The organism is Amycolatopsis sp. NPDC048633, from assembly GCF_040650695.1.
Lineage (GTDB): Bacteria > Actinomycetota > Actinomycetes > Mycobacteriales > Pseudonocardiaceae > Amycolatopsis.
Window position 1 is genome coordinate 144,454 of sequence record NZ_JBEZHS010000011.1, and the last position, 25,332, is coordinate 169,785.

26 protein-coding genes are annotated in these 25,332 nt (G+C 71.6%); 17 read left to right on the forward strand and 9 right to left on the reverse strand.

Annotated features, from left to right (window positions below; genetic code table 11):
• The first annotated feature begins 225 nt into the window (after nucleotides 1-225).
• Both groES and groL read left to right on the forward strand, forming a co-directional pair.
• Nucleotides 226-519 carry a co-chaperone GroES gene (gene groES / locus AB0C38_RS21615; RefSeq protein WP_007031106.1) on the forward strand — a complete coding sequence of 98 codons (294 nt, stop codon included), beginning with the start codon at nucleotides 226-228 and terminating at the stop codon, nucleotides 517-519.
• Between the two features lie 98 nt (nucleotides 520-617).
• Nucleotides 618-2,231: a chaperonin GroEL gene (groL, locus tag AB0C38_RS21620; protein WP_360675936.1), complete on the forward strand. Its 1,614-nt coding sequence runs from the start codon at nucleotides 618-620 to the stop codon at nucleotides 2,229-2,231.
• A 117-nt stretch (nucleotides 2,232-2,348) separates the two neighbouring features.
• On the opposite strand, the gene AB0C38_RS21625 is transcribed toward groL, so the two are convergent.
• Nucleotides 2,349-2,651 (reverse strand): WhiB family transcriptional regulator, encoded by a 303-nt coding sequence (locus AB0C38_RS21625; protein WP_043792619.1) that lies wholly within the window; start codon nucleotides 2,649-2,651, stop codon nucleotides 2,349-2,351.
• A 209-nt stretch (nucleotides 2,652-2,860) separates the two neighbouring features.
• Between AB0C38_RS21625 and AB0C38_RS21630 the strand changes: the two genes are divergently transcribed.
• From AB0C38_RS21630 to AB0C38_RS21650, 5 genes are all read left to right on the forward strand, one after another.
• Entirely contained in the window at nucleotides 2,861-3,907 is a 1,047-nt protein-coding gene (locus AB0C38_RS21630; RefSeq protein ID WP_360675939.1) for a MerR family transcriptional regulator, read from the forward strand.
• Between the two features lie 9 nt (nucleotides 3,908-3,916).
• Nucleotides 3,917-4,771: a hypothetical protein gene (locus AB0C38_RS21635; RefSeq protein WP_360675941.1), complete on the forward strand. Its 855-nt coding sequence runs from the start codon at nucleotides 3,917-3,919 to the stop codon at nucleotides 4,769-4,771.
• Between the two features lie 131 nt (nucleotides 4,772-4,902).
• A complete protein-coding gene (locus AB0C38_RS21640; protein ID WP_003073605.1) occupies nucleotides 4,903-5,499 on the forward strand; it encodes a response regulator transcription factor in 597 nt (198 codons plus the stop codon).
• Between the two features lie 393 nt (nucleotides 5,500-5,892).
• Nucleotides 5,893-6,465: a sigma-70 family RNA polymerase sigma factor gene (locus tag AB0C38_RS21645; RefSeq protein ID WP_026468912.1), complete on the forward strand. Its 573-nt coding sequence runs from the start codon at nucleotides 5,893-5,895 to the stop codon at nucleotides 6,463-6,465.
• Nucleotides 6,466-7,404 carry an anti-sigma-D factor RsdA gene (locus AB0C38_RS21650; RefSeq protein ID WP_360675944.1) on the forward strand — a complete coding sequence of 313 codons (939 nt, stop codon included), beginning with the start codon at nucleotides 6,466-6,468 and terminating at the stop codon, nucleotides 7,402-7,404.
• Nucleotides 7,405-7,470: 66 nt separating this feature from the next.
• Here AB0C38_RS21650 and AB0C38_RS21655 read toward each other — a convergent pair whose 3' ends face one another.
• Nucleotides 7,471-7,866 (reverse strand): DUF5319 domain-containing protein, encoded by a 396-nt coding sequence (locus tag AB0C38_RS21655; protein ID WP_360676199.1) that lies wholly within the window; start codon nucleotides 7,864-7,866, stop codon nucleotides 7,471-7,473.
• 129 nt (nucleotides 7,867-7,995) lie between these two features.
• Between AB0C38_RS21655 and guaB the strand changes: the two genes are divergently transcribed.
• The 4 genes from guaB to AB0C38_RS21675 all read left to right on the forward strand — a co-directional run bounded on the left by guaB (nucleotide 7,996) and on the right by AB0C38_RS21675 (nucleotide 11,872).
• A complete protein-coding gene (gene guaB, locus AB0C38_RS21660; RefSeq protein ID WP_360675947.1) occupies nucleotides 7,996-9,507 on the forward strand; it encodes an IMP dehydrogenase in 1,512 nt (503 codons plus the stop codon).
• Between the two features lie 142 nt (nucleotides 9,508-9,649).
• Nucleotides 9,650-10,177 carry a hypothetical protein gene (locus AB0C38_RS21665; protein WP_360675950.1) on the forward strand — a complete coding sequence of 176 codons (528 nt, stop codon included), beginning with the start codon at nucleotides 9,650-9,652 and terminating at the stop codon, nucleotides 10,175-10,177.
• A 2-nt stretch (nucleotides 10,178-10,179) separates the two neighbouring features.
• Nucleotides 10,180-10,662 carry a hypothetical protein gene (locus AB0C38_RS21670; protein WP_360675952.1) on the forward strand — a complete coding sequence of 161 codons (483 nt, stop codon included), beginning with the start codon at nucleotides 10,180-10,182 and terminating at the stop codon, nucleotides 10,660-10,662.
• A 76-nt stretch (nucleotides 10,663-10,738) separates the two neighbouring features.
• Complete coding sequence (locus AB0C38_RS21675; RefSeq protein ID WP_360675955.1) at nucleotides 10,739-11,872, forward strand: GuaB3 family IMP dehydrogenase-related protein; 1,134 nt, start codon at nucleotides 10,739-10,741, stop codon at nucleotides 11,870-11,872.
• On the opposite strand, the gene AB0C38_RS21680 is transcribed toward AB0C38_RS21675, so the two are convergent.
• A complete protein-coding gene (locus tag AB0C38_RS21680; RefSeq protein ID WP_360675958.1) occupies nucleotides 11,856-12,050 on the reverse strand; it encodes a DUF397 domain-containing protein in 195 nt (64 codons plus the stop codon). The two genes, AB0C38_RS21675 and AB0C38_RS21680, sit on opposite strands and share 17 nt — an antisense overlap.
• A 164-nt stretch (nucleotides 12,051-12,214) precedes the next feature.
• Here AB0C38_RS21680 and AB0C38_RS21685 point away from each other — a divergent pair, with 164 nt between their 5' ends.
• The 3 genes from AB0C38_RS21685 to AB0C38_RS21695 all read left to right on the forward strand — a co-directional run bounded on the left by AB0C38_RS21685 (nucleotide 12,215) and on the right by AB0C38_RS21695 (nucleotide 16,295).
• Complete coding sequence (locus AB0C38_RS21685; protein ID WP_360675961.1) at nucleotides 12,215-13,924, forward strand: GMC family oxidoreductase; 1,710 nt, start codon at nucleotides 12,215-12,217, stop codon at nucleotides 13,922-13,924.
• 10 nt (nucleotides 13,925-13,934) lie between these two features.
• Nucleotides 13,935-14,648, forward strand: coding sequence for a maleylpyruvate isomerase family mycothiol-dependent enzyme (locus tag AB0C38_RS21690; protein ID WP_360675964.1), 714 nt, complete (start codon nucleotides 13,935-13,937; stop codon nucleotides 14,646-14,648).
• Nucleotides 14,649-14,777: 129 nt separating this feature from the next.
• Nucleotides 14,778-16,295, forward strand: coding sequence for an FAD-binding oxidoreductase (locus tag AB0C38_RS21695; protein ID WP_360675967.1), 1,518 nt, complete (start codon nucleotides 14,778-14,780; stop codon nucleotides 16,293-16,295).
• Here the strand turns inward: AB0C38_RS21695 and AB0C38_RS21700 are convergent.
• Complete coding sequence (locus AB0C38_RS21700; protein WP_360675970.1) at nucleotides 16,292-17,737, reverse strand: aldehyde dehydrogenase family protein; 1,446 nt, start codon at nucleotides 17,735-17,737, stop codon at nucleotides 16,292-16,294. The two genes, AB0C38_RS21695 and AB0C38_RS21700, sit on opposite strands and share 4 nt — an antisense overlap.
• A 55-nt stretch (nucleotides 17,738-17,792) precedes the next feature.
• Complete coding sequence (locus tag AB0C38_RS21705) at nucleotides 17,793-18,827, reverse strand: zinc-dependent alcohol dehydrogenase family protein (protein WP_360675973.1); 1,035 nt, start codon at nucleotides 18,825-18,827, stop codon at nucleotides 17,793-17,795.
• A gap of 74 nt (nucleotides 18,828-18,901) precedes the next feature.
• Here AB0C38_RS21705 and AB0C38_RS21710 point away from each other — a divergent pair, with 74 nt between their 5' ends.
• A complete protein-coding gene (locus tag AB0C38_RS21710) occupies nucleotides 18,902-19,510 on the forward strand; it encodes a rhomboid family intramembrane serine protease (RefSeq protein ID WP_360675976.1) in 609 nt (202 codons plus the stop codon).
• A 28-nt stretch (nucleotides 19,511-19,538) separates the two neighbouring features.
• Here the strand turns inward: AB0C38_RS21710 and AB0C38_RS21715 are convergent, their stop codons facing one another.
• Both AB0C38_RS21715 and AB0C38_RS21720 read right to left on the reverse strand, forming a co-directional pair.
• A complete protein-coding gene (locus AB0C38_RS21715; protein ID WP_360675978.1) occupies nucleotides 19,539-19,988 on the reverse strand; it encodes a hypothetical protein in 450 nt (149 codons plus the stop codon).
• Nucleotides 19,989-20,073: 85 nt separating this feature from the next.
• Entirely contained in the window at nucleotides 20,074-20,619 is a 546-nt protein-coding gene (locus tag AB0C38_RS21720; RefSeq protein ID WP_360675980.1) for a DinB family protein, read from the reverse strand.
• 108 nt (nucleotides 20,620-20,727) lie between these two features.
• On the opposite strand from AB0C38_RS21720, the gene guaA reads away from it, so the two are divergent.
• Nucleotides 20,728-22,284 carry a glutamine-hydrolyzing GMP synthase gene (gene guaA, locus AB0C38_RS21725; RefSeq protein WP_360675983.1) on the forward strand — a complete coding sequence of 519 codons (1,557 nt, stop codon included), beginning with the start codon at nucleotides 20,728-20,730 and terminating at the stop codon, nucleotides 22,282-22,284.
• Between the two features lie 66 nt (nucleotides 22,285-22,350).
• Here the strand turns inward: guaA and AB0C38_RS21730 are convergent, their stop codons facing one another.
• Both AB0C38_RS21730 and AB0C38_RS21735 read right to left on the reverse strand, forming a co-directional pair.
• On the reverse strand, nucleotides 22,351-22,596 hold the full coding sequence (locus AB0C38_RS21730; RefSeq protein WP_360675985.1) for a hypothetical protein: 246 nt from the start codon (nucleotides 22,594-22,596) through the stop codon (nucleotides 22,351-22,353).
• Complete coding sequence (locus AB0C38_RS21735) at nucleotides 22,589-23,875, reverse strand: PspC domain-containing protein (RefSeq protein WP_360675987.1); 1,287 nt, start codon at nucleotides 23,873-23,875, stop codon at nucleotides 22,589-22,591. Before AB0C38_RS21735 ends, AB0C38_RS21730 begins: the two co-directional genes overlap by 8 nt.
• 132 nt (nucleotides 23,876-24,007) lie before the next feature.
• Here AB0C38_RS21735 and AB0C38_RS21740 point away from each other — a divergent pair, with 132 nt between their 5' ends.
• Nucleotides 24,008-25,303: a PspC domain-containing protein gene (locus AB0C38_RS21740; protein ID WP_360675990.1), complete on the forward strand. Its 1,296-nt coding sequence runs from the start codon at nucleotides 24,008-24,010 to the stop codon at nucleotides 25,301-25,303.
• Nucleotides 25,304-25,332 lie beyond the last annotated feature (29 nt).

A 25,332-nucleotide genomic window follows, 5' to 3' on the forward strand; every position in this document is an offset into this window, starting at 1 on the left:
GTATCGGCAGGTAGCTCACGTGGAACCACCGTGGACCAAAGCGGCCGGTCAGAGTGCTTCCGGGTGCATTCACCACGCCTGCGGCCACCCTCCTTGCACGACTGGCACTCCCGTGGCTAGAGTGCTAATCGCACGGCCCGACAGCCCCGGCACCCGCGACGGCGGGGGTGGTAGAGCCGTAACCACATCCTGCCAACGCTTTCGACGACCGTGGAGGTCAACCCGGTGAGCGTGAACATCAAGCCGCTCGAGGACAAGATCGTTGTCCAGACGAGCGAGGCCGAGGAGACGACCGCTTCCGGCCTCGTCATCCCCGACACCGCCAAGGAGAAGCCCCAGGAGGGCAAGGTTCTGGCCGTGGGCCCGGGCCGGATCGACGACAAGGGCAACCGCGTCCCGCTGGACGTGAGCGTCGGCGACGTCGTCATCTACTCGAAGTACGGCGGCACCGAGGTCAAGTACAACGGTGAGGACTACCTCATCCTGTCCGCCCGCGACGTGCTGGCCGTCATCAACTGACGTCCGCTCGCAGCGCATGACGCCCCGGGCCCCGCACAACGCCGGGGAGCGGGGCGTTCTTGCGTTCTGGACCCACCGAAAGGTAAGCGGAACACGCTATGCCCAAGCAGATCAGTTTCGACGAGGACGCTCGTCGCGCGCTCGAGCGCGGGGTGAACAAGCTCGCCGACGCGGTCAAGGTCACCCTCGGCCCGCGCGGTCGCCACGTCGTGCTCGACAAGAAGTTCGGCGGCCCGACCATCACCCTCGACGGCGTGACCGTCGCCCGTGAGATCGAGCTCGACGACCCGTTCGAGAACCTCGGCGCGCAGCTCGCCAAGAGCGTCGCCACCAAGACCAACGACGTCGCCGGCGACGGCACCACGACCGCGACCGTGCTCGCGCAGTCGCTGGTGAAGGTCGGCCTGCGCAACGTCGCGGCCGGCGCCAACCCGACCTCGATCGGCCGCGGCATCGAAGCCGCCGCGGCGAAGGTCATCGAGGTCCTCAAGGCCAAGGCCACCCCGGTCAAGGGCCGCGAGAACATCGCCCAGGTCGGCACCGTGACCTCCCGTGACGCCAACATCGGCGCCCTGCTCGGCGAAGCCGTCGAGAAGGTCGGCGAGGACGGCGTCATCACCATCGAGGAGTCGTCGACCCTGGCGACCGAGCTGGTGATCACCGAGGGTGTCCAGTTCGACAAGGGCTTCCTCTCGGCGCACTTCGCGACCAACCCGGAGGAGCAGAAGGCGATCCTCGAGGACGCCTACATCCTGCTCGTCCGCGAGAAGATCTCGTCGCTGGCGGACCTGCTGCCGGTGCTCGAGAAGGTCGTCGAGGCCAAGAAGCCGCTGCTGATCATCGCCGAGGACGTCGACGGCGAAGCGCTGTCCACCCTCGTGGTGAACTCGCTGCGCAAGACGATCACCGCCGTCGCCGTCAAGGCGCCGTTCTTCGGTGACCGTCGCAAGGCGTTCCTGGACGACCTCGCCGTCGTCACCGGCGCCGAGGTCATCTCCACCGAGATCGGCATGAAGCTGGCGGACGCGGACCTCGGCTCGCTCGGCAGCGCGCGGCGCATCGTCGTCACCAAGGACGTCACCACCATCGTGGACGGCGCCGGCACGAAGGACGCCACCCAGGCGCGGATCGCCCAGATCCGCAAGGAGATCGAGAGCACCGACTCCGACTGGGACCGCGAGAAGCTGCAGGAGCGGCTCGCGAAGCTGGGCGGCGGTGTCGCGGTGATCAAGGTCGGCGCGGCCACCGAGACCGAGCTGAACGAGCGCAAGCACCGCATCGAGGACGCCGTGGCGGCGACCAAGGCGGCCGTCGAGGAGGGCATCCTGCCCGGCGGTGGCTCGGCGCTGGTGCACGCGGTCAAGGAGCTCGAAGACGGCCTCGGCCTCGAGGGCGACGAGGCGACCGGTGTCCGCATCGTGCGTGACGCGCTGTCCGCCCCGCTGTTCTGGATCGCGACCAACGCGGGCCACGAGGGCGCGGTCATCGTCAACAAGGTCCGGGAGCAGAGCTGGGGCCACGGCTTCAACGCCGCCACCGGCGAGCTGACCGACCTGCTGGCCGCCGGCATCGTCGACCCGGTCAAGGTGACCCGGTCCGCGGTGGCGAACGCCGCTTCGATCGCGCGCCTGGTGCTGACCACGGAGAGCTCGATCGTCGAGAAGCCGGCCGACGAAGAGCCGGCCGCGGGCGGCCACGGCCACTCGCACTGACGCGGTCCTGAACGAAGAACCGGGCGGCACTCCAGCTGGAGTGCCGCCCGGTTCTTCGTCCGGACAGCACGGAGGGCGGCACCCCACCCGGTGCCGCCCTCCGTTGTCTGTGGCCGCTCAGCCGCCGGACATGCTGAGCGCGCGTTTGTCGGACTTGATGAGGTGCTCGCGTTCGGACTCCGAGAGCCCGCCCCAGATGCCGTAGGGCTCGTGCACCGCCAGCGCGTGGCTGCGGCACATCTCCAGGACGGGGCAGCTCAGGCAGACCGCCTTCGCCCTGGCCTCCCGCCGTGCCCGCGCCGGGCCGCGCTCGCCGTCCGGGTGAAAGAAGGACGCGCTGTCCATCCCCCGGCACGACCCTTCGAGCTGCCAGTCCCACATGTCGGCGTTGGGTCCTGGGAGCCTGCGCGTGTCTGCCATCCTGACCGCCTCCGTCAATCGGTCGATGCCGCTAGCTGCTCTGCTGTGGTGCCGATACTCCATTCGGTGCAACGGCGGTAACGTTAGAAGCGCGCCAATAGTTGTTCAAGCGATTCGGTTCGATTCAGCCGTTAGGCATCCCCCGGATGTGTGAGCAGGGGTTTCGCCTCCGGTTGCCGACTGCGCTGAGTGCCTGGATATTGAGGCTCGTGGGAGCTGGGTCGGGTACCGAAGAACCCACCCTGCCGGTGGCCTCGGTCGCCCGCCGGCTCGGGGTCGCGCCGTCCACCCTCCGAACCTGGGACCGCCGTTACGGGCTCGGTCCGAGCAGGCACACCGACGGCCGTCACCGCCGCTACGGCAGCTCCGACATCGGCCGGCTGGAACTGATGCAGCGAGCGTTGCTGAGCGGCGCGTCGACGGCCGAGGCCGCGCGCTACGCCCTCGAGCAGATGCCGCGCTCCGGCCCGCCCCAGCCGGAAGAGCCCGGGGAACCTCCGGGGGCCTCGGTCGCCGATGACGGTCTCGAGGTCCGTTCCCGCCTGGCCCGCCGCCTGAGCACGGCGGCGCTGGCGATGGACGTCGGCGCGGTCCAGCGGATGCTCGCGGACACGATCGCCGAGCTCGGCGTGCTCCCCGCGTGGGCGGGCGTGATCGAGCCGGTCCTCTCGGCACTGGGGCCGCGCTGGCGCGGCGCCAGCGCGGGCGCGGAGGTGGAGTACCTGCTGGCCGAGTGCGTGTTCGCGGCGCTGGTCCGCGCGACCCCGGTGCTCGACGAGCCGCGCAACACCCGCCCGGTGCTCCTGGGCTGCGTCCCGGAGGAACGCGACACGATGCCGATGTACGCACTGGCGGCGTCGCTGGCCGGGAAGCGGATCGGCGCCCAGCTGTTCGGCGTCGCGCTGCCGGCGGAGGTGCTGGCGGTGGCGGTGCGCCGGAGCGCGCCGTCGGCGGTGGTGCTGTGGGCGCACCGGCGCGGGGTGGCGGACACGCGGTTGTTCGCCCGGGTCTCGCGAGGGCGGCAGCGGAGCCGGTTGTTCGCGTGCGGGCCCGGGTGGGACCCGGCCGGGCTGCCGGACAAGGTGGAGCTGCTGGCGGACCTGCCGGGAGCGGCGGACCGCATCGAGCACGTCCTGGTGGGCGGGCGCCGGGAAAGCCGTGAAGAGCACCTTCAGGGCGCTCAGGTCCCTGAAGGTGCCCCTCACGGCGTGCCCGGGAACTTCGATCTTGGTGATTCTGTCGGTGGGACCCGCTAGAAAGGACGGGTGCACGAACCCGCCCTCCGGGCCGCCGCGTTCGGGAGCGACCCGCTGCCCGATCCCGCCGTCCTGCGCGGTGCCGGTGCCCCCAGGGCGCGGCTGCTGGCCGCGATCGTGCTCGGCGCCCAGGGCCGGTACGCCGCCGCCGCGGCGCTCCTGGACGTCCTCAGGCGGGTAAGCGACCCCCTCCTCGCCTCCCTCGCCGCCAGCACCCTCGCCGCGCACCGGCGGCAGCTGGGCGGCCACCGCCAGGCCCGCGCCCTCGATGGCGAGGCCCTCGCGAAAGCCGCTGGCCTGGAAAGTGCTCCCGACCCGGACGGCCTCGACGCGGCAGGCGCGCGAGCCGACGCCCTCCTCGGCCTGGCCGCCGACAACCTCGCTCTCGGCCGCCTGAGCGCCGCCCGCAGGCTCGCCGCCCGGGCCGCCGCCGAAGACGCCGGGTGGCGGGCCGGGGTCCGCCGCGGCTGGGTGGGCGCCGAGATCGAGCTCGCCGCAGGTCAGGGCGCCGCCGCCGTCCCGCACGCCGAGCGCGCATTCGAAACGGCCCGGGCGCGCGGTGCGCGGCGGCACGCGGTGAAATCCGGGATAGTGCTGGCCGTGGCCCTGCGGGCCGCCGGGGCTCCCGATCACCGGAAGATTTCGGACGGCCTTGTCGGAAAGGCAATGGCGACCGCCGCGGAATGCGAACTGCTTTCACTTTTGTGGCCGGCCGCCCTCGTCATGGCCGATCTGCGCCCAGGACACGCCGAGGAGTATCGATTCAGAGTGGCAGAGGTGTTGCACGCAGTGTTACGAAGCGCAGATCCTTGCGGGAGGAGGATCGCGGGGGAATCGCCATGGGTCCCCGCCCCGGGTGGTTGAGCCGTCGGAATGGGGTGTTCCGGCATCCGGGCTAAGAAACTTCAAAAAAAGCCACCGGATCGTGTCAAGGTTCGGGCTAAAGCGTCCGATAGGGGAAGTGGAATGTCACCCGGCTGCAGGAAGGAAACCCCGTGACGACGGTCTTGATCTGCGACGACCGACGCAGTGTCCGTGAAGGGCTCACCCGAGTGATGTCCGCGGTCCCTGGGGTCAGTCGCATCGACTGCGTAGCGCACGGTGACGAGCTGCTGGCCCGGTACTCCCGTCAGCCCGTCGACGTCGTGCTGGTCGGAACGCAACGCGCGGTTCCGACAGGTGTCGAAGCCACCCGACGGCTCGTCTCCGCGAACCCCCAGGCGAACGTCATCGTGTTCGGTGCCCCGGACGACGCGGGCAGCATCGCCGCCGCGATCGCCGGCGGTGCCCGTGGCTACCTCCGCTGGGACGCGTCCCGGCCGGAGCTGGTCGCCGCTCTGGCCCACACCCTCGCGAGTACCTCGGTGCCCGCGCCCCGTCAGCCGTCCGACCCGGGCGTCCAGCTGACCGAGCGCGAGCTTCAGGTGCTCCGCGGGATGAGCCAGGGCAAGAGCAACGGCCAGATCGGCCGCGAGCTCTACCTGTCCGAGGACACGGTCAAGACCCACGCCCGCCGGCTGTTCCGCAAGCTCGGCGTGCGCGACCGCGCGCAGGCCGTGGCTCACGGCTTCCGTCGCGGTCTGGTCAGCTGACCCGTCCTCGCGGCTTCTCCTCGATCCTGACACGGCCGGAATACAGGTGACGACGGGCCAGGGCGCACCGCCCTGGCCCGTACCTGTGTGGTCCCCATCACACTCCGGCGCCCATCTGGGCAGCCCCGGAGCGGATTCCCGCTCCGGCACCCGTCCCTCCGACGGATCTCGTAACCCGTGGCGCCGTTCGCTCGTTGAACGACGACATCGGCCGCGGGTCAGCAGGACAATCCGTATTTCCGCGCCGAAACTCGGCGCGGCGCGCCGGGGAGCACCTTGCGCGCCGGTCCGATGCGGGCCGAAGGTACGGTAGCGGTCACCGGCGCGCGGCGGAGGCGACCACGGGCCGGGTTCTTTGCACACCTACGCGTAACACTGGGACTGTTGTCTGCGATGGCCAATGTGGGGGATGGACTGGATGAACCGGTCGCCGCTGCTGTCGAGGGAGATCCCCAGGCAGTGGAGCGGCTGCTGGCTGCTATCCGTCCACTGGTAGTGCGGTATTGCCGCGCTCGGGTTGGCAGGCAGGAGCGATCGTTCGCTTCGGCGGACGACGTTGCGCAGGAGGTGTGTCTCGCGGTGCTAACGGCATTGCCCTCGTACCGCGACCAAGGCCGCCCGTTCCTGGCCTTCGTCTACGGGATCGCCCAGCACAAGGTGGCCGACGCGCACCGCGCCGCGGCGCGCAACCGGGCCGAACCGGTGGCCGAGATCCCCGACGAGGTCGAAGGCGGGGTCGGCCCCGAGCAGCGGGCGCTGCAAGGTGAGCTGAACGAGCGGATGTCCCAGTTGTTGCAGGTGCTGCCGGACAAGCAGCGGGAGATCGTGGTGCTGAGGGTGGTCGTCGGACTGTCGGCGGAAGAGACCGCGGACGCCGTGGGGTCGACCCCCGGCGCCGTCCGCGTCGCCCAGCACCGCGCCCTCGCGCGGCTGAGAAAGGTCCTGGCCGCGGAGGAGGTGATCTGAGTGACCGGTCCCGAGAAGGGTTTCGACCCGGACGACGTCTTCGGTGGTGGCTTGTCGTCGTCGGAGGCGGAGTTCGCTGCGGACCTGACGGCCGTGCAGGCGGATGATGCGCTGCTCGACGCGCTCGGCGGGTCCGACCCGGCGCTGGCCGACGGTCTCGGCGACCAGGAGCTCAACGCGTTGCTGGTCGCGTGGCGAAGAGACATCGACAGTGAGCCTTTGGCCGAACTGGTCGACGTCGACACCGCCGTGCGGACCGTCACCACCGCGAGTCTTGCGAAGAAACACGCTTCGAGCGGACGCCGCCGCAGGCTGCTCGTCCCGGTCGCCGTCGCCGCCGCCGTGCTGGCGATCGCGTTCACCGGCACCGGGCTGGCCGCGCGCTCCGCACAACCCGGCGACACCCTGTGGGGCCTCGCCAAGGTCCTGTACTCCGATCACACCCGCTCGGTCGAGGCCGCCGCGAACGCGAAGCTCGACCTCGAGAAGGCGAACTTGGCCATCGCCGGCGGCAACCTCGACGCCGCCCGCGAAGCGCTCGACGCCGCCCAGGCCGCTCTTTCGCAGGTCAGCGACGAGGACAACCGCGACCAGCTGATGGAGCAGCACCGGCAGCTCGCCGCGCAGCTGCAGAACCCGGACGCGCCGGTCCAGGGCCCGACCCAGACCAGCTCGCCGCAGGTCCCGCCCGGCGGAGCCTCGTCGTCGCAGGTGCCGCCGGCCGGCTCGGCGACGTCCATCCCGGGCAGCGGCAGCGGCACCACCAGCCTGCCGGGCACCGGGACGCCGACCCCGACGCCCCCGCCGCCGACCACCGAGCCGCCGCCGCCGACCACGGAGCCGCCGCCGAGCACCACGGCCGCGAGCGGCAACGACCCCGGCACGAACACCGGCCGCAGCGAGTCCGCCGGTCAGCAGAGCGTCGGCGAAGGCCAGTAAGTCTCTAGACCACGAAAAAGCCCTGGTGAGCAACGTCACCAGGGCTTTTTCGTAGTCTAGGAAGGCTCAGTAGGCGCTTTCGTTGGCCGTGACGCCGTCGGCGAAACCGCGGCAGTAGTCCCAGCTCACGTAGTCGCCGGGGTTCGGGTCGTAGGCCGGCTCGTGCGGGCGCATCCGCCCGTCGGCCAGCAGCTGCTCCAGGCTGGCCCGCAGCAGGTGCCAGTCGTGGTAGTGCGGTTCGTCGCACTCACCGCAGTCGACGACGATCCCGCGGACCCCGCGAGGCTCCAGGAGTGCCTGGTAGACGGCCAGATCGGAGAGGTCGGCCAGCAGCTCGGTGCGTTCCTGGTCGCTGATCGGCTCGTCCAGCCGGTCCTCGTCGACGAGGAACGCCCGGGCCGGGTCGTCCGGGTCGTTCGCGAACGGGTCTGGAGGCAGAACATCATGCGCCACGGCCTGCACGGTACCGGTCGGTCCCGGCGGCTCGCCCACCGCCCGGGCCGGGGCCACGCGGCGGATATCATGAGGAGAAGGCTCCGAGTCGCCACAGCGACCCCGCTCATCCCGCGTCAGGAAGGCCCTTCACCCGCTATGACCAGCGACGGCATCACCGCCCCCGTGCCGGCCAAGTTCGCCATGCTCGGCCTCACCTTCGACGACGTGCTGCTGCTGCCGGCCGAATCGGATGTCGTGCCCAGCGCGGTCGACACCAGCACGCGGCTCACCCGGAACATCACCCTCGGCATCCCGCTGGTCTCGGCCGCGATGGACACCGTCACCGAAGCGCGGATGGCCATCGCCATGGCCCGCCAGGGCGGCATCGGCGTGCTCCAGCGCAACCTGCCGATCGACGAGCAGGCCGCCGCCGTCGAGGTCGTCAAGCGGTCGGAGGCCGGCATGGTCACCGACCCGGTCACCTGCGCGCCCGACGCCACGCTGGCCGAGGTCGACGCGCTGTGCGCGAAGTTCCGGATCTCCGGAGTGCCGGTGACCGACGCGTCCGGGGCGCTGGTGGGCATCATCACCAACCGCGACATGCGGTTCGAGGTCGACCACAGCCGCCCGGTGTCCGAGGTCATGACCAAGGCGCCGCTGATCACCGCGCAGGTCGGCGTGTCCGCGGACGCGGCGCTCGGCCTGCTGCGCCGGCACAAGATCGAGAAGCTGCCGATCGTCGACGGCGCGGGCAAGCTGCGCGGGCTGATCACGGTCAAGGACTTCGTGAAGACCGAGCAGTACCCGAGGGCGACGAAGGACCCGGACGGCCGCCTGATCGTCGGCGCCGCGGTCGGCGTCGGCCCGGACGGCCACAAGCGTGCGATGGCGCTGGCCGACGCGGGCGTCGACGTCCTGATGGTCGACACCGCGCACGGGCACTCCCGCGCGGTCGTCGACACCGTCTCGCTGCTGAAGAAGGAGCTGGGCGACGCGGTCGACATCGTCGGCGGCAACGTCGCGACCCGGGCGGGCGCGCAGGCGCTGGTCGACGCGGGCGCGGACGGGGTCAAGGTCGGTGTCGGCCCGGGCTCCATCTGCACCACCCGGATCGTCGCGGGTGTCGGCGTCCCGCAGATCTCCGCGATCTTCGAGGCCGACCAGGCGTGCCGCCCGGCGGGCGTCCCGGTGATCGGCGACGGCGGCATCCAGTACTCCGGCGACATCGCCAAGGCGATCGCGTCCGGCGCGTCCACGGTGATGCTGGGCAGCCTGCTGGCCGGCACCGCCGAGTCGCCCGGTGACCTGATCCTGGTCAACGGCAAGCAGTTCAAGGTCTACCGCGGCATGGGCTCGCTCGGCGCGATGCAGTCGCGTGGCCAGGCGAAGTCGTACTCGAAGGACCGCTACGCCCAGGACGACGTGCTGAGCGAGGACAAGCTGGTCCCCGAGGGCATCGAAGGCCGCATCCCGTTCCGCGGGCCGCTGGCCAACGTCGTGCACCAGCTCGTCGGCGGGCTGCGCTCGGGCATGGGCTACGCCGGCGCGAACACGATCGCCGAGCTGCAGGACGCCCAGCTCGTCCGGATCACCGCGGCGGGGCTCAAGGAGAGCCACCCGCACGACATCACGATGACCGTCGAGGCCCCCAACTACACGACGCGGTAGCTCCTTCGACTACCGGAAGCAGCGGAACCCGCACCTCGGACCGGTCCGAAGTGCGGGTTTCCCGCTGAGTCACCGTGACCCACAGTGCTTACGGTAATCGGCCTATCGCCTTGCGTGGCCATCGTGGTGTGCACTGAACGGCATGACGGTCAGCCGCTTCACGCGCGTGCTGCGCAAGGTGTTCTTCACGGCCGTCGCGCTCGTGTCCCTGTTCCTCGGCGGGATCGTCTGCTTGATGTGCCAGGTGCTGGCCGGCCGGGACGCGCCCACCTACCGCGTCGAGGGGCACATCGTGTCCCACGAGCAGGGAGCCCTCTCGGTCGGCGGTGACGAAGACGCGGTCAGCCACACCATCGCGGTCGACGCCGGGAGCCGGCTCTACCGCGTCACGGCCGTCGGCCCCGACCTCGACCTGCCGGCCGGGCAGCCGGTCGCGCTCGACGTCTCGACGGCGGACGGCAGCATCGCCTACCTCCGCGCCGGCGGCGGCGTGATCGACCTGCGGCCGGGCGTGATCCGGCCGGTGCTGCTGATCTGCGCGGCCCTGCTCGCCCTGGGCGCGACGTACTTCGGCGCGGTCCGGCTGAACGTCTATCCACCACTGGCGACCTGGCTGGCCCTCGCGCTGGGCGCGCTGCTGGCCCCGGTCGTCGTGTTCGTGCGGGTGTAGCCGTGTCCGGGAAAGGCCTTCTGGTGCCCGCGCTGTTCGGGCTGTTCGCCGGCGCCGCGCTGACCTTCGCGGCGTTCTGGCTGCTCCAGGCGGTCGGTCCGGTCGAGCGCGTGGAAGCCGTCGTCGAGGCGCGGGACACCTGGCGGTCGGGTTCGGAGCCCAGCTACCACCTCGTCCTGCGGACGGCGTCCGGCGAGCACTTCGAGGCCTGGAGCGGCGACAAGAGCTTCGGCGCGCCGCCCGGGCAGCCGGTCCGGTTGGAGATCTCCGACGTCGGGCGGACGGTGCGGGCCGTCGAGGTCTACGGGGACCGCGTCGAGGCCGACACCAGTGGCGTCCTGGTGTTCTGGGCCACGCTGTTCGGGGGCGGGATGCTGGTCGGCACGCTGGCCGGCGCGGTCGAAAGCGGCCGTCCGGTGGCCGCGGCGGTGACCACCGCGGCGAGCCTCGGGGTGGGCGCGCTGCCGGTGTTGCCGCTGTTCTAACCCCCGTGCGCGGGTCACCCACGCGGACTAGCGACAATGGGGCACGGCAGATTGTCGTCGTCGGAGGAGGCTTCACGTGCGGGACCTGGTCGAGATCGGGATGGGCCGCACCGCGCGGCGGGCGTATGACCTCGACGACGTCGAGATCGTGCCTTCGCGGCGGACCCGGTCGTCTTCGGTGGTGTCCACCTCCTGGCAGATCGACGCCTACCGCTTCGACCTGCCGCTCGTCACGCACCCGACCGACGCGATCGTCTCGCCCGGCACCGCGGTCGCCGTCGGCGAGCTGGGCGGCCTGGGCGTGCTCAACGCCGAAGGGCTCTGGGCGCGGCACGCGAACGTCGAGGACGCCATCTTCCAGCTGGTCCGCGCGGCCGAGGACCTCGAGGACCCGAACGCGGTCGGGCGCGTGCTGCAGGAGCTGCACGCCGCGCCGATCCGGCTCGACCTGCTGACCGAGGCGATCAAGACCGTCCGCGAGTCCGGCGTCACCGTGGCCGCGCGCGTCAGCCCGCAGCACGCCGCGGAGCTGACCCCCGACCTGATCGCGGCCGGCGTCGAGATCCTCGTCGTGCAGGGCACGATCATCTCCGCCGAGCACGTGGTGCGCGAAGCCGAGCCTCTGAACCTCAAGGACTTCATCGGCCGGCTCGACGTGCCGGTGATCGCCGGCGGCGTCAGCGACTACCGCACGGCGATGCACCTCATGCGCACCGGCGCGGCCGGCGTCATCGTCGGCCACGGGTACACCCCGGGCGTCACGAGCACCGATCGCGTCCTCGGCATCGGTGTCCCGATGGCCACGGCGATCATCGACGCCGCGGCCGCCCGCCGCGACTACCTCGACGAGACCGGCGGCCGCTACGTGCACGTCCTCGCCGACGGCGGCATGACGGTGTCGGGCGACATCGCCAAGGCCATCGCGTGCGGAGCGGACGCCGTCATGCTGGGCTCACCGCTGGCCGCCGCGTCGGACGCGCCCGGCCAGGGCCTCTACTGGACGGCGGCGGCCGCGCACCCGTCGCTGCCGCGCTCACGCGTGGCAGCCGGGCCGGACTACGCCGTCGACCTCAAGACCCTGCTGTTCGGGCCGTCGTCCGACGCGGAAGGTGTGGTGAACCTCTTCGGGGCGCTCCGCCGCGCGATGGCGAAGACGGGCTACTCGGACCTCAAGGAGTTCCAGCGGGTGGGGCTCACCGTCCGCCGGTGACGTGCGCGAGGAACGCGCTGAAGGCCTCTTCGGAGTAGACGAGGATCGGGCGGGGCGCCGGCTGTTTGGTGTCCCGCACCCCGACGGCACCTGGCGCGGAACCGATCTCCACGCAGGCGTTCTCCTCGAAGTGGCTGTGGCTCGACTTGCGCCAACCGGTGAGCTGCTGGGGGCCCATGTCGGTCCCTCCCGGAAATCGTGTCCCGCCGACGGGTCTCGCCGGCGTCGGACATCGAGCACTTAGATAATTACCCACATACGCCTCGATGGATGCGCCAAAACGGGTGACTGGCCGGTAACTTACCTCTGGTCAGGACGGGAACCCCGGGTTACGCTCAAGGTGTGACTGCCAGTAACACCACCACCAGTGCGGATGGTCTCGACTACGACGTCGTCGTGGTGGGGTCGGGGTTCGGCGGCAGCGTCGCGGCGCTGCGGCTCACCGAAAAGGGCTACCGCGTAGCCGTCGTCGAGGCGGGACGAAGGTTCGCCGACGACGAGTTCGCGAAGACGTCGTGGGACCTCAAGCGCTACCTGTGGGCACCGCAGGTCGGCTGCTACGGGATCCAGCGCATCCACATGCTCAACGACGTCATGGTGCTCGCGGGCGCGGGCGTCGGCGGCGGGTCGCTCGTCTACGCGAACACGCTGTACCGGCCGCTCAAGCCGTTCTACGCCGACCGGCAGTGGTCGCACATCACCGACTGGGAAGCCGAGCTCGCGCCGCACTACGACCAGGCGAGCCGGATGCTCGGCGTGGTCACGAACCCGACGATCACGCCCTCGGACGTCGTGATGCGCGACGTCGCGAAGGACATGGGCGTCGCCGATTCCTTCCACCCGACGCCCGTCGGCGTCTACTTCGGGAAGCCGGGGGAGCGGGCTCAGGACCCGTTCTTCGGCGGCGCCGGGCCCGAGCGGGTCGGCTGCACCGAATGCGGCGCGTGCATGACCGGCTGCCGCGTCGGCGCGAAGAACACGCTGGTCAAGAACTACCTCTACCTCGCGGAGCAGGACGGCGCGAAGGTCATCCCGCTCACCACGGTGACGTCCGTGACGCCCTTCGACGGCGGCTACGAGGTCTCGTTGAAGAAGACCGGGACGACGTCCAAGCGCTTCCGGACCACCATCACCGCCGAGAAGGTCGTCTTCGCCGCCGGTACCTGGGGCACGCAGAATCTGCTGCACACGCTGAAGGACACCGGCACGCTGCCCGCGCTCTCGCGCCGGCTCGGCGAGCTGACCCGGACGAACTCCGAGGCGATCATCGGCGCGGCCCGGACCGACGTCGACGAGAGCCGCAACTTCAGCCGCGGCGTCGCGATCACGTCGTCGATCCACCCGGACCAGAACACCCACATCGAGCCCGTGCGGTACGGCAAGGGCAGCAACGCGATGAGCCTGCTGCAGACGATCGCGACCGACGGGGCGTCGCCGGTCCCGCGCTGGCGGCAGGCCGTCAGCTTCATGGTCAAGCACCCGGTCCAGACGGCGAAGCTGCTCAACGGCTACCGCTGGAGCGAGCGCACGGTGATCCTGCTGGTGATGCAGAGCCTCGACAACTCGATCACGACGTACACGAAGCGCGGGCTGTTCGGCCGGCGCAAGTACACGTCGAAGCAGGGCCACGGCGAGCCGAACCCGAGCTTCATCCCGGCGGGCCACGAGGCGAACGAGCGCACGGCGGACCGCATCGGCGGCATCGCGGGCGGCACGTGGGGCGAGATCTTCGACATCCCGCTGACCGCCCACTTCATCGGCGGCGTCCCGATCGGCGCGACGGCCGAGGAGGGGGTCATCGACCCGTACCACCGGGTGTTCGGCTACCCGGGCCTGTCGGTGGTCGACGGCGCGGCGATCACGGCCAACCTGGGCGTGAACCCGTCGTTGACGATCACGGCCCAGGCCGAGCGGGCGTTCTCCTTCTGGCCGAACAAGGGGGAGCCGGACCTGCGGCCTTCGCAGGACGCGTCGTACGTCCGGCTGGAGCCGGTGGCGCCGAAGAACCCCGCGGTCCCGGCGGACGCCCCGGCCGCGCTGCGGCGGTCCTAGACTCGGGGCCGTGACGACGGCATCCGAGAAGGCGCACGCGCTGCTCGACGGGGTACGGAAACTCGATGACGAATGGGCGCGGGCCATCGGTGGCCTCGGCGAACCCGAGCTGCGCGCCCCCAGCGCGTTGCCCGGCTGGTCGCGCGCCCACGTTCTCGCGCACGTCGCGCGCAACGCCGATGGGCTGCGCAATCTGCTGACCTGGGCGAACACCGGGGCCGAGACGCCGATGTACGCCAGCCCCGAGGCCCGCGAAGCCGACATCGAGGCCGGGGCCCAGCGCGGGGCCGCCGACATCCTCGCCGACTTCGTCGCTTCGGCGGCGCGCTTCGAGGAGTACGCCGCCGGCCTGCCGGACGACGCCTGGGCGCGGGAGGCCCGCAACCGGCAGGGCGCGCCCGTCAGCGGGACCGTCGTCGCGCGGATGCGGGTGTCCGAGCTGACCATCCACCTCGCCGACCTCGACCGGGGCTACGACCTCGACCGCGTCCTGGGTCTGCTCGGCCCGCTCGCCGGGGAGGTCGTCCAGCACGCGATCACCTCCCGGAGCGCGCACCTGCCCGCTCTGCGCCTGGTCGCCGAGGGAACCGGGGAGTGGACGATGGGCGCCGTCCCCGGCGCGACGGTCACCGGTACGAGCGGACAGCTCCTGGCCTGGCTGAGCGGCCGCTCCGGCGGCGAGGCCCTCGACGGCGACGTGCCGCGGATCCCCGCCTGGTCGTGAAGTGCTCGTGAACTGACCGCGACCGTCCTCCGTGTACCGATCAGGGGCGCGGAAAGCCGGGGCCGGCCCTAAGCTGGGCGTCCCCCGCAGCGAGGAGTCCGATGTGGACAGCGTGAGCAGGCCGGCCCGGTGACCGGGCAACCCGCCGGACGGCCACACGTCCCCGACCACCTGGACCGAAGGGCGTTCCTCCGCGTCGCGGGCGTGTCGGCGGCCGGTGCCGTCGCCGCCGCGTGCGGGACGGGCAATCCCTCGGCGCCGCCCGTCACTTCGCCGAGCGCGCCGCCGCCGACCACGTCCGGGCCGCCCCCGTCCCGGCCGCCCACCGGACCGCCGAACTGGGACGACCTGCGCACCAAGCTGGCCGGCGGCCTGGTGCGCCCGGGCGGCGACGGCTACGGCACCGCCAAGCGCGCCTTCAACCCGCTCTTCGACGGCAACAACCCGGTCGCCGTGGCCGTGACGTCGAGCCCCGAGGACGTCCAGGCCTGCGTCCAGGCCGCCGCCGGGCGCGTGACGCTCGCCGCGCGCAGCGGCGGTCACTGCTACGCCGGCTACTCGGTGCCCGAGAGCGGGCTCGTCATCGACGTGGCCGGGATGAACAAAGTGGACATCCGGGGCACCCAGGCCGTCATCGGCGCCGGCGCGAAGCTGAAGGACGTCTACGCCGGCCTGGCGCAGGCCGGCCGTGCGCTGCCCGCCGGCTCCTGCCCGACGGTCGGGATCGCCGGGCTGACCCTCGGCGGCGGCATCGGCGTGCTCTCCCGCAAGTACGGCCTGACCTGCGACCACCTGAGCTCCGCCCAGGTCGTCACGGCCGACGGCAAGCTGGTGACGGCGTCCGCGAGCTCCGAGCCGGACCTGTTCTGGGCCCTGCGCGGCGGGGGCGGCGGCAACTTCGGCATCGTCACCGAGTTCACCTTCGACACCGATCCCGCGCCCAACCTGACGGTGTTCTCGCTGCACTTCCCGTCCGGTTCCGCGGCCGGCGTGCTCGGCGCGTGGCAGGAGTGGATCGCCGCGCAGCCGCCGGAGCTGTGGGCGAACATCGTGATCTCCGGCGGCTCGCCGGTCCAGTGCCGGGTGGGCGGCTGCTACGTCGGCAACGCGCCCGCGCTGAACACGCTGCTGAACAACCTCACCACCAACGCCGGCGCGCGGCCCACGCAGCGGACCGTGAAGAGCCTGGACTACCTCGGTGCCATGAACTACTTCTCCGGCAGTTCGGCCCGGCAGTCGTTCGTCGCGTCGTCGCGGATCATCACGAGCCCGGTCGACCCGGCGAAGGTCGTCGCCCTCGCCGACGGCCGGGCGGGGATGGACCTGCTCATCGACGGCCTCGGCGGCAAGGTCGCCGAGCCGGCGAAGAACGCGACGGCGTTCTGGCACCGCGACGCGCTGGCCAGCGTGCAGATCTACGCGCCCGCGACGGCGAAGACCCGGGCGAAGGTGGCGCAGTCGGTCGGTGACGTCGTCACGGGCCTGGCGGCGGCCGGCGCGGGCGGCGGGTACGTCAACTACATCGACCCCGCCCTGCCCGAGTGGAAGGCCGCCTACTACGGCGACAACGTCAAACGGCTGCAGGACATCGCGAAGAAGTACGACCCCTACAACGTCTTCCGGTTCGGGCAGAGCGTCGTCGCCTAGAGGTCGATGCCGGTGAAGACCGTGACGCGCTCCTCCGTCAGGTCGTGCATGGCCGCGAGCACGCCTTCGCGGCCTACGCCGGAGCCCTTCACACCTCCGTAGGGCATCTGGTCCGCGCGGTAGGACGGGACGTCGCCGATGATGACGCCGCCGACCTCGAGCTCCGCCGACGCGTGGAACGCCAGCTGGACGTCGGTGGTGAAGACGCCGGCCTGCAGGCCGTACGCGGATTCGTTGACCGAGCGGAAGGCCTCGTCCACACCGTCCACAACGGACACCGCGAGCACCGGGCCGAAGATCTCTTGCGCCCAGGCCTTCGTGTCCGGCGGGACGTCGGTGAGCAGGGTCGGAGCCACGGTCGCGCCGTCGCGGGTGCCGCCGGTGAGCAGCTTCGCGCCCGCGACGACGGCGTCGTTGACCCACGCGACGATCCGCTCGGCGGCGGCTTCGTCGACGACCGGGCCGACGTCGGTGTTGCGGTCGTACGGGTCGCCGGTCCGCTGCGATTCGACGGCCTCCACCAGCGCGGGGACGAACTCGTCCGCGATGGCGGCGTCCACGATCACCCGCTGCACGGCGATGCAGGACTGCCCGGCCTGGTAGTTGCCGAAGGTGGCGATGCGGTGCGCGGCGCCTTCGGGGTCGGGCCAGTCGCGCAGCACGACGGCCGCCGCGTTGCCGCCGAGCTCCAGCACGACGTGCTTGCGCGGCGCGGCGTCCTTGAGCGACCAGCCGACCGGCCCCGAGCCGGTGAACGACACGACGGGCAGCCGCGGGTCGGCGACGAGGGCCTTCGTCTCGTCGTTTCCCAGCGGCAGCACGGAAAACGACCCCTCCGGCAGGTCCGTCTCGGCCAGGATCTCGCCGAGGACCAGCGCCGACAACGGCGTCCGCGGAGCCGGCTTGACGATGATCGGCGCACCGATCGCGAGTGATGGCGCGACCTTGTGGGCCACCAGGTTGAGCGGGAAGTTGAACGGCGCGATGCCGAGCACCGGCCCGCGCGGCACGCGGCGGGTCAGCGCCAGCCGCGCCTCGCCCGCCGGGTCGGTGTCGAGGCGCTGGACGTCGCCGCTGAACCGGCGGGCCTCCTCGGCGGCGATGCGGAACACCGACACCGCCCGCTTGACCTCGGCCTCGGCCCACTTGAGCGGCTTGCCGTTCTCGGCCGTGATCACCTCGGCGATCTCCTCGGCGCGCCCGGCGAGCACGCGCGAGACGTGCTCGAGCGCGCCGGCGCGGACGTGCGCGGGGGTGCTGCGCAGCTCCTTGGCGACCGACACCGCGGCGGCGACCGCGCGCTCGACCTGCTCCGGCCCCGGCACGGCGACCGTGGCGACCTCGCTGCCGTCGTACGGGTGGTGCACGACGAAAGTGGTGGCGCCCGGCTCCGGGCGGCCGGCGATCCAGGCGGGGCGCGGCTCGGGGGTGATCATGTCCATGCGTACCAACGTAATCCGGGTGGGTGGCGCGCCGCGGGACCCCCACCCGGACGGGTCACGGCTTGATGAGGACCTTCAGCGCCTCGCGGTCCGCCATGGCGCGGTAGCCGGCCGGCACGCCCTCGACGTCGATCGTGCGGTCGAAGACGCGACCGGGCTGGTACTTGCCGTCGAGGACGTCCGGGAGCAGCTCGGGGATGTAGTGCCGCGCCGGGGCGACCCCGCCGGTGACGGTGACGTTGCGGCGGAACACCGACACGCCGATCGGGCCCTCTTCGTACTGCGGCAGGCCGACCCGGCTGACCGCGCCGCCCGCGCGCACGACCCCGACGCCCATCTCGAAGGCACCTTTGGTGCCGACGCACTCGAGGACGGCGTGCGTGCCCTGCCCGTTCGTCAGCTCGCGCACCTTCTCGACGCCCTCCTCGCCGCGCTCGGCGACGACGTCGGTCGCGCCGAACTCGCGGCCGAGATCGGTGCGAGCCTGGTGGCGGCCCATGAGGACGACCCGGTCGGCGCCGAGGCGCTTCGCCGCGAGGACGGCGGAAAGCCCGACGGCGCCGTCGCCGATGACGGTGACGTTCTGGCCCTCGCTCACCCGCGCCTTCACCGCGGCGTGGTGGCCGGTGGAGAAGACGTCGGACAGGGTCAGCATCGACGCGAGCAGGTCTTCGTCCTCGGTGTGCGGGAGCTTGACCAGCGTCCCGTCGGCCTGCGGCACGCGCACGGCCTCGCCCTGGCCGCCGTCGACGCCCTTCGCGCCCCAGCCCCCGCCGTGCAGGCAGGACGTCTGGAGGCCTTCGCGGCAGAACTCGCAGGTGTTGTCGGACCAGACGAACGGCGCGACGGCGAGGTCGCCCTTCTTGACGGTGGTGACGTCGGCGCCGGCCTCCTCGACGATCCCGAGGAACTCGTGGCCGATCCGGCGCCCGCGCTCGCTCGGCTTCATGTCGGCGTAGGGCCAGAGGTCACTGCCGCAGATGCAGGACCGCACGACCCGCAGGACGACGTCGGTCGGCTCCACCAGCTCCGGGTCGGGAACGGTCTCGACCCGGACGTCGCCGGCGCCGTAGATGACTGTCGCTCGCATGCAAGGGCCTTTCCTGGGTGGAACGTGACAAACGTCGGGGGTGCGGCGCCGCTGTCGCGCCTAGATTTTCGTCCATGACCACGCGTACCGCATCCCGCAACCCGTTCGGGGCCCTCGCGACGGGCCCGCGACTCCCGCTCGTCACGGCCTCGGTGTTCCTCGTGACGCTGGGGTGCGGGATCGCGCAGCTGGTGCACCGGCCGCTCTACGACGCGGTCGTCCGCGACGCGGCGCGCATCAACGACGGCGAGTGGTACCGCCTGGTCACGGGGATGTTCTTCCAGGACGGCTGGGCCTTCGGCCTGGTCTCGAACCTGCTCTGGCTGGCGGTGTTCGGCACGCTCGCGGAGCGCGTTTTCGGCCGTGGGCGCTGGCTCGCGCTCTACTTCGGCTGCGGGCTCTTCGGGCAGTTCATGAGCTACGTGTGGCTCAACCCGGTCGGGGCGGGCAACTCGATGTGCGTCGCCGGCCTGATCGGCGCGCTGGCGGCCGTGGTCATGGTGGCGTCCCGCCGCTACGGCGTGGTGCTGCCGGTGCAGTTCCGGGTCATGGCGTTCGCGGTGCCGGTGCTGGCGGTGGCCGACACGGTCGTCCACGACAACCACGGCCTCCCGTGCCTGCTGGGGATGGCGCTGGGCTTCCTGCTGCGCCCGCGGCCGGTCGTGAGTGGGAAACAGGGTTAGCACACTGTGCTGCAGCTCAGGACGTCCTTCAGTCCGGGTAGTGGCCGCCGAGCCGGATCCAGTGCGCGACCAGGTGCGGCTGCACGGGCAGCGCGAGGATCTCGGCGAGGTCCGCTTCGGCCCGGCGAGCCGCTTCCTCGGTGTGGTCCCACTCCTGCTCTTCCCGCCGGGCGTTCGAGCCCGGCACCCCGACCAGCTGCTCCGCCCGGGCCTGGGCGGCGGCGATCCGGTCGCACCGCAGCTCGTCGGCCCGGCCCAGGTCCTCGGTGTGCCGGGCGTCGAGGACGATCCCGCCACCCGAGCGCACGCCGCACCGGACGGCGATCCGCAGAAGATCGCTGCTGAACGCACGCGTTTCGGCGGGCACCCACGACAGCCGTTCCCAGTCGGGCTGGGGCTGGTCGTCGGCGCGGCAGACCGCGTACCCGGGCACGTCACACCAGGTCAGACGACTCGGCGGCCGGAGTCGGTAGAGCATGCGCGGTCCCCTCGGCGCGGCGGCCCCGGTCGGAGCCATCCTCGATACCCGGTGAATCGGGCCGATGATGACTCGGTGTTACAGATCACCTGCCGCGGTGGAGATCGCGCAGCAGCAGGACTTCGGCGCAGTGGTGGATCATCTCGCGGTGGATGTGCAGCACCAGCGTCGCCATCGGGTACTCCGCGTACGGGCCTTCCGCCGGGCCGCACGGCCTCGCGAGCGCGTCGTCGTCGAGGGATTTCACCCCTTCGAGCCACCGGGCGTAGTACTCGTCCAGCAGGTCGAGCGCCTCGGCCGCGGTGCCCGGGTACGGGTAGTCGTCGTAGGTCATGGCGGGGCCGCCGAAGTGCGACGCGATCCGCATCCCCAGGACGCCGACGAGGATGTGGTTGAGTCGCCACGCGATCGTCGTGACCGGCGGCGGGGTCGGCTCCGGGAAGGCGAAGTCGATGGTGAACGGGCCCGTGCCGGGTTCGTCGTCGGACTTGCGCGGCCGCACGGTCCAGCAGTCCGCGACCGGCTCCCAGAGGTATTCGTCGTCGGTGAGTCCTTCGAGCTTCGGACGCACCAGCGCGGTCCAGTGGAAGTCCAGCTGGTCGGTCAGTTCCTTCGTCCAGTTCACAGCCATACCGCGCACCGTAGGACCGATCGAGGACAGGTGCGGCCCTGAATCCCGGGTGACCCAGCCCACCTGGGACGATGGAGGGGAATCCCGCCGCTGCCAGGAGGTCTCCAGGTGCCCAACCCCACCGGTCCGGTTCTCGTCGTGGACTTCGGGGCGCAGTACGCGCAGCTGATCGCCCGGCGCGTCCGCGAGGCGCAGATCTACTCGGAGGTCGTGCCGCACAGCGCGTCCGTCGAGGAGATCCTCGCGAAGAACCCCGCGGCCATCATCCTCTCCGGCGGCCCCTCGAGCGTGTACGCCGAAGGCGCCCCGGGCATGGACCCGAAGCTCACCGAAGCCGGCGTGCCGATGCTCGGCATCTGCTACGGCCACCAGCTGCTGGCCAGCGCGCTCGGCGGCGTCGTCGAGCCGACCGGCGTCCGCGAGTTCGGCCGCACCGAGGTCCGCGTGACGGGTGACGGCGGTGTCCTGCACGCCGGCCTGCCCGCGACCCAGCCCGCCTGGATGAGCCACAACGACAGCGTCACCAAGGCCCCGGAGGGTTCGGTCGTCACGGCCTCCTCCGACGGCGCCGAGGTCGCCGGCTTCGAAGACGTCGAGCGCGGCTTCGCCGGCGTCCAGTACCACCCGGAGGTCGCGCACTCGCCGCACGGCCAGGAGGTGCTGCGCCGCTTCCTGCACGACATCGCGGGCATCAAGCCGCAGTGGACGACGTCGTCGATCGTCGAGGAGCAGGTCCAGCGGATCACCGACCAGGTCGGCGACGGCCGCGCGATCTGCGGCCTCTCTGGCGGCGTCGACTCCGCCGTCGCGGCCGCGCTGGTGCAGCGCGCCATCGGGGACCGGCTGACGTGTGTGTTCGTCGACCACGGCCTGCTGCGTGCGGGGGAGCGCACCCAGGTCGAGCGTGACTTCGTCGCCGCCACCGGCGTCAACCTGGTCACCGTCGACGCGCGCGAGCGGTTCCTCGACGCGCTCGCCGGCGTCACCGACCCGGAGCAGAAGCGCAAGATCATCGGCCGCGAGTTCATCCGCGTCTTCGAGCAGGCCGAGCGTGACCTCAAGGCGAAGGGCGACTACCGCTTCCTCGTCCAGGGCACGCTGTACCCGGACGTCGTCGAGTCCGGCGGCGGCGAGGGCACGGCCAACATCAAGAGCCACCACAACGTCGGCGGCCTGCCGGACGACCTGCAGTTCGAGCTGGTCGAGCCGCTGCGGCTGCTGTTCAAGGACGAGGTCCGCAAGGTCGGCACGGAGCTGGGCCTGCCGGAGACGATCGTCCAGCGCCAGCCGTTCCCCGGCCCCGGCCTGGGCATCCGCATCATCGGCGCGGTCGACGCCGAGCGCCTCGAGACCCTGCGCGCGGCCGACCTGATCGCCCGTGAGGAGCTGACGGCGGCCGGGCTGGACCGCAGCATCTGGCAGTGCCCGGTGGTGCTGCTCGCGGACGTCCGCAGCGTCGGCGTCCAGGGTGACGGCCGGACCTACGGCCACCCGATCGTGCTGCGCCCGGTGTCGTCCGAGGACGCCATGACGGCGGACTGGACGCGCCTGCCGTACGAGGTCCTCGAGCGGATCTCGACCCGCATCACCAACGAGGTCGCGGAGGTCAACCGGGTGGTCCTGGACGTGACGTCCAAGCCGCCGGGCACCATCGAGTGGGAGTAAGTCCCCAGACGGACTCGAGGCCCCGGCGTGGGATCCGGGGCCTCGAGAGTGAGTGGTGACTTCGGCTCAGCGCCGGCGTTTGCTGCCGAACGACGCGCCCAGGAGCAGCAGCCCCACGAACACCGCGCCGCCGGCGATCACCCAGCGGAAGTCGAACTGGGGCAGCCAGCTCGCGCCGTCCGAGAGGACGTAGGCCGACACGAGCAGCGTCGCGACCCCGACGATCAGGGTGAAGACGTCCAGCCCGCCGCGCTTCGCCGGCGGCTGGGTCTCCGTCACATTGTCGTAGGCGTAAGGGTTCTGGTCAGCCACGGCGCACCTCCACGTTGCCCACGCTGTTCTTCACGTGCAGGGTGATCTTCTGGCCGCCGGGGCCGTCGGTGCCGTAGTCGGTCCCGGTCAGCGAGTCCTGGCTGATGCCGTCGGACGAGCGGTCGAAGCACTCGGTCGAGCCGGCGCCGGTGTGGCAGTCGAAGGTGACGTCCGCCGTTTCCGGCACGATGACCGTGGTGTCGCCCGCGCCGTTGACCACGTTGGTGGTGATCGGCGAGCTGCCGGCCGGCAGCTTGGTCAGGTCGAGGTCGAGGTCGCCCGCCGCGTGCTGGTAGAGCGGCTGCACGTCGGTCACGGAGTGCGGGGTCCACGTGCGGTCGCCGGCGCCGCCGCGGAAGTCGAAGTTCTCGAACGGCGCGGTCGTCAGGACCATCCCGGCGATCGCCAGCGGGACGGCGAGCCCGATCAGGCCGCGCCCGCCGCGGGCGAACGCCCCGGTGACCAGGCCGATCCCGACCACGCCGAGCACCAGGCCGATGATGTGCTGCGCGGAGAACCAGCTCGCGCCGTTGAGGTTCGCCAGCACGCCGCCACCGGCGGTCAGCACGGCGACCGCGAAGGTCGCCGAGCCCACCTTCGAGTTCCGGCGCCGCTCAGGCCGCTGGTACGTCGGCGGCGCGGGAGGCGGCAGCTGCGAGGACGGCGGCTCGGGCAGGTCCCAGCCGGCCGGGTCGGCGGCGAGCGGGTCCCAGCCCGGCTTCGTCTCCGCCGCCGCGGTCGCGGTGTCGGTCATGGTGAAGGCTCCGTTCCCGGTGAAGGCGGTCGACTGCGCCCGCGAGACGACCGGGGCGGGCCGGTTCTCCTGGCCGCGGCTGCGGTGCAGCAGGTAGAGCGCGATGGCGATGAGGGCGAAGCTGATGAGGGCGCCGCCGTCGAACCACGAGCCGCTGAAGCTGCCCCCGACGCTGACGACCGTGAGGACGCTCAGCACGACGGCGAAGGCCGGCGACACCGACGACCGGCCGCGCCCGATCAGGCTCTCGAAGCCGGACACCTCGTCGCTCTCGCCCGGCAGGAAGAGCCAGCCCAGCAGGTAGAAGGGAACGCCGAAGCCGCCGAAGATCGTCGCGACCACCAGGGCGATCCGCACGACGACGGGATCGATCCCGTACCGGTACCCGATGGCGGCGGCCACGCCGGCCACCTTCCGCCCGGCGTGCGGCCGCCGCGGCCTGCTGACCCAGAAGTCCTTGACGGTCTCCTCGAAGCCGTTCAACGGACTCGGCTTCGGTGCCCGTGTCTCACTCGCACCACTCATACCGAAGAGCATGCGGCACGCGGGATCGGCGGACATCCGGGATGGTCCCTGAGGTTTCCCGGAGGTGGGTTCCGGGGCGCGGAACCGGATCAGGGACTTCCCCGATGGAACCCCACGCCCCTGCGTGTGACCATGGACCACGTGCAGGAAGCCCTCGACCACGTCGCCACCGACCAGGTGGCCATCCCGGACAAGCCCAAGATGTTCCGGCGCCGGTCCGGACGGGCGATCGCCGGGGTCGCCGGTGGGCTCGCCGACCACCTCGGGGTGCCCGTCCTCTGGGTGCGGACGGCCTTCGCGCTGCTCGCCGCCCTGAACGGGGCCGGCCTGCTCGCCTACGGGCTCCTCTGGGTCTTCGTCCAGCAGCAGACCGAAGAAACCGCGAAGGCACCGACGTCGAAGGAGCGCCAGCAGGCGTTCGGCCTGATCGCGCTCGGTGTCGGCCTCGCCGTCGCCAGCGGGACGCTCACCGGGTTCATCAGCGGCTGGGTCGCCGTGCCGCTCGCCATCGCGATGATCGGCCTCGCGGTCGTCTGGCGCGAAGCCGACGAGTCGCAGCGCCGCCGCTGGCGGGTCGGCGCGAAGGACGGTTTCGCGGGTGCCTTCCTCGGCGGGGGCGGCTGGTCGGCCGCGATCCGGATCGTCGCCGGCGTCGCGCTGGTGATCACCGGCATCGGCGTCGTCGCACTCCGCAGCGGCAGCCTCGACCAGGTCCAGTTCGCCCTGATCGCCGTCATCGCGACGCTGATCGGCGTCGCCGTCCTGACCATCCCGTTCTGGCTGCGGCTGGTCCGGGACCTGTCCGACGAGCGCAAGGCCCGCATCCGCACCGACGAACGCGCCGAGATCGCCGCGCACCTGCACGACTCCGTCCTGCAGACGCTCGCGCTGATCCAGAAGCAGAGCGAGCAGCCGCGCGAGGTCGCGCGGCTGGCCCGCAGCCAGGAACGCGAGCTGCGCGGCTGGCTCTACGGCCCGAACGGCTACGGCAAGCCGGCCGAGAAGACCGAGGAAACCGCGGCCACCGGGCAGCTGTCCGAAGCGCTCGCGACGGCGTGCGGCGAGGTCGAGGACACGTTCGCGATCTCCGTCGGCCAGGTCGTCGTCGGCGACGCCGAGCTGGACGACTCGCTGGTGGCGCTGGTCCAGGCCGCGCGCGAAGCGATCGTCAACGCCGCCAAGCACGCGGGCGTCGAGGAGGTCAGCGTCTTCGCCGAGGTCGAGCCGACGGCGGTGACGGTGTTCGTCCGCGACCGCGGCAAGGGCTTCGACCCCGACCTCGTCCCGGACGACCGCCACGGGCTCGCCGACTCGATCCGCGGCCGGATGACCCGGCACGGCGGCACGTGCAAGGTGCGCACCGCGCCGGGGGAGGGCACCGAAGTACAGCTCGCCATGCCGGTGAAAGCGGGCAAGGGGGCCGCGTGAGGCGGCTATGCTCGGGGGTCAGGGCTAGC

Bases quoted from the DNA above. Each gene is read 5' to 3' on its own strand.
- AB0C38_RS21735 (WP_360675987.1), bottom strand. From the start codon at position 23,875: ATGAGTGGTGCGAGTGAGACACGGGCACCGAAGCCGAGTCCGTTGAAC.
- AB0C38_RS21700 (WP_360675970.1), bottom strand. From the start codon at position 17,737: ATGGACATGATCACCCCCGAGCCGCGCCCCGCCTGGATCGCCGGCCGC.
- AB0C38_RS21740 (WP_360675990.1), top strand. From the start codon at position 24,008: ATGGACCACGTGCAGGAAGCCCTCGACCACGTCGCCACCGACCAGGTG.
- AB0C38_RS21625 (WP_043792619.1), bottom strand. From the start codon at position 2,651: ATGGCAGACACGCGCAGGCTCCCAGGACCCAACGCCGACATGTGGGAC.
- AB0C38_RS21645 (WP_026468912.1), top strand. From the start codon at position 5,893: ATGGCCAATGTGGGGGATGGACTGGATGAACCGGTCGCCGCTGCTGTC.
- AB0C38_RS21715 (WP_360675978.1), bottom strand. From the start codon at position 19,988: ATGCTCTACCGACTCCGGCCGCCGAGTCGTCTGACCTGGTGTGACGTG.
- AB0C38_RS21705 (WP_360675973.1), bottom strand. From the start codon at position 18,827: ATGCGAGCGACAGTCATCTACGGCGCCGGCGACGTCCGGGTCGAGACC.
- AB0C38_RS21680 (WP_360675958.1), bottom strand. From the start codon at position 12,050: ATGGGCCCCCAGCAGCTCACCGGTTGGCGCAAGTCGAGCCACAGCCAC.
- groL (WP_360675936.1), top strand. From the start codon at position 618: ATGCCCAAGCAGATCAGTTTCGACGAGGACGCTCGTCGCGCGCTCGAG.
- AB0C38_RS21710 (WP_360675976.1), top strand. From the start codon at position 18,902: ATGACCACGCGTACCGCATCCCGCAACCCGTTCGGGGCCCTCGCGACG.
- guaB (WP_360675947.1), top strand. From the start codon at position 7,996: ATGACCAGCGACGGCATCACCGCCCCCGTGCCGGCCAAGTTCGCCATG.
- AB0C38_RS21665 (WP_360675950.1), top strand. From the start codon at position 9,650: ATGACGGTCAGCCGCTTCACGCGCGTGCTGCGCAAGGTGTTCTTCACG.
- AB0C38_RS21720 (WP_360675980.1), bottom strand. From the start codon at position 20,619: ATGGCTGTGAACTGGACGAAGGAACTGACCGACCAGCTGGACTTCCAC.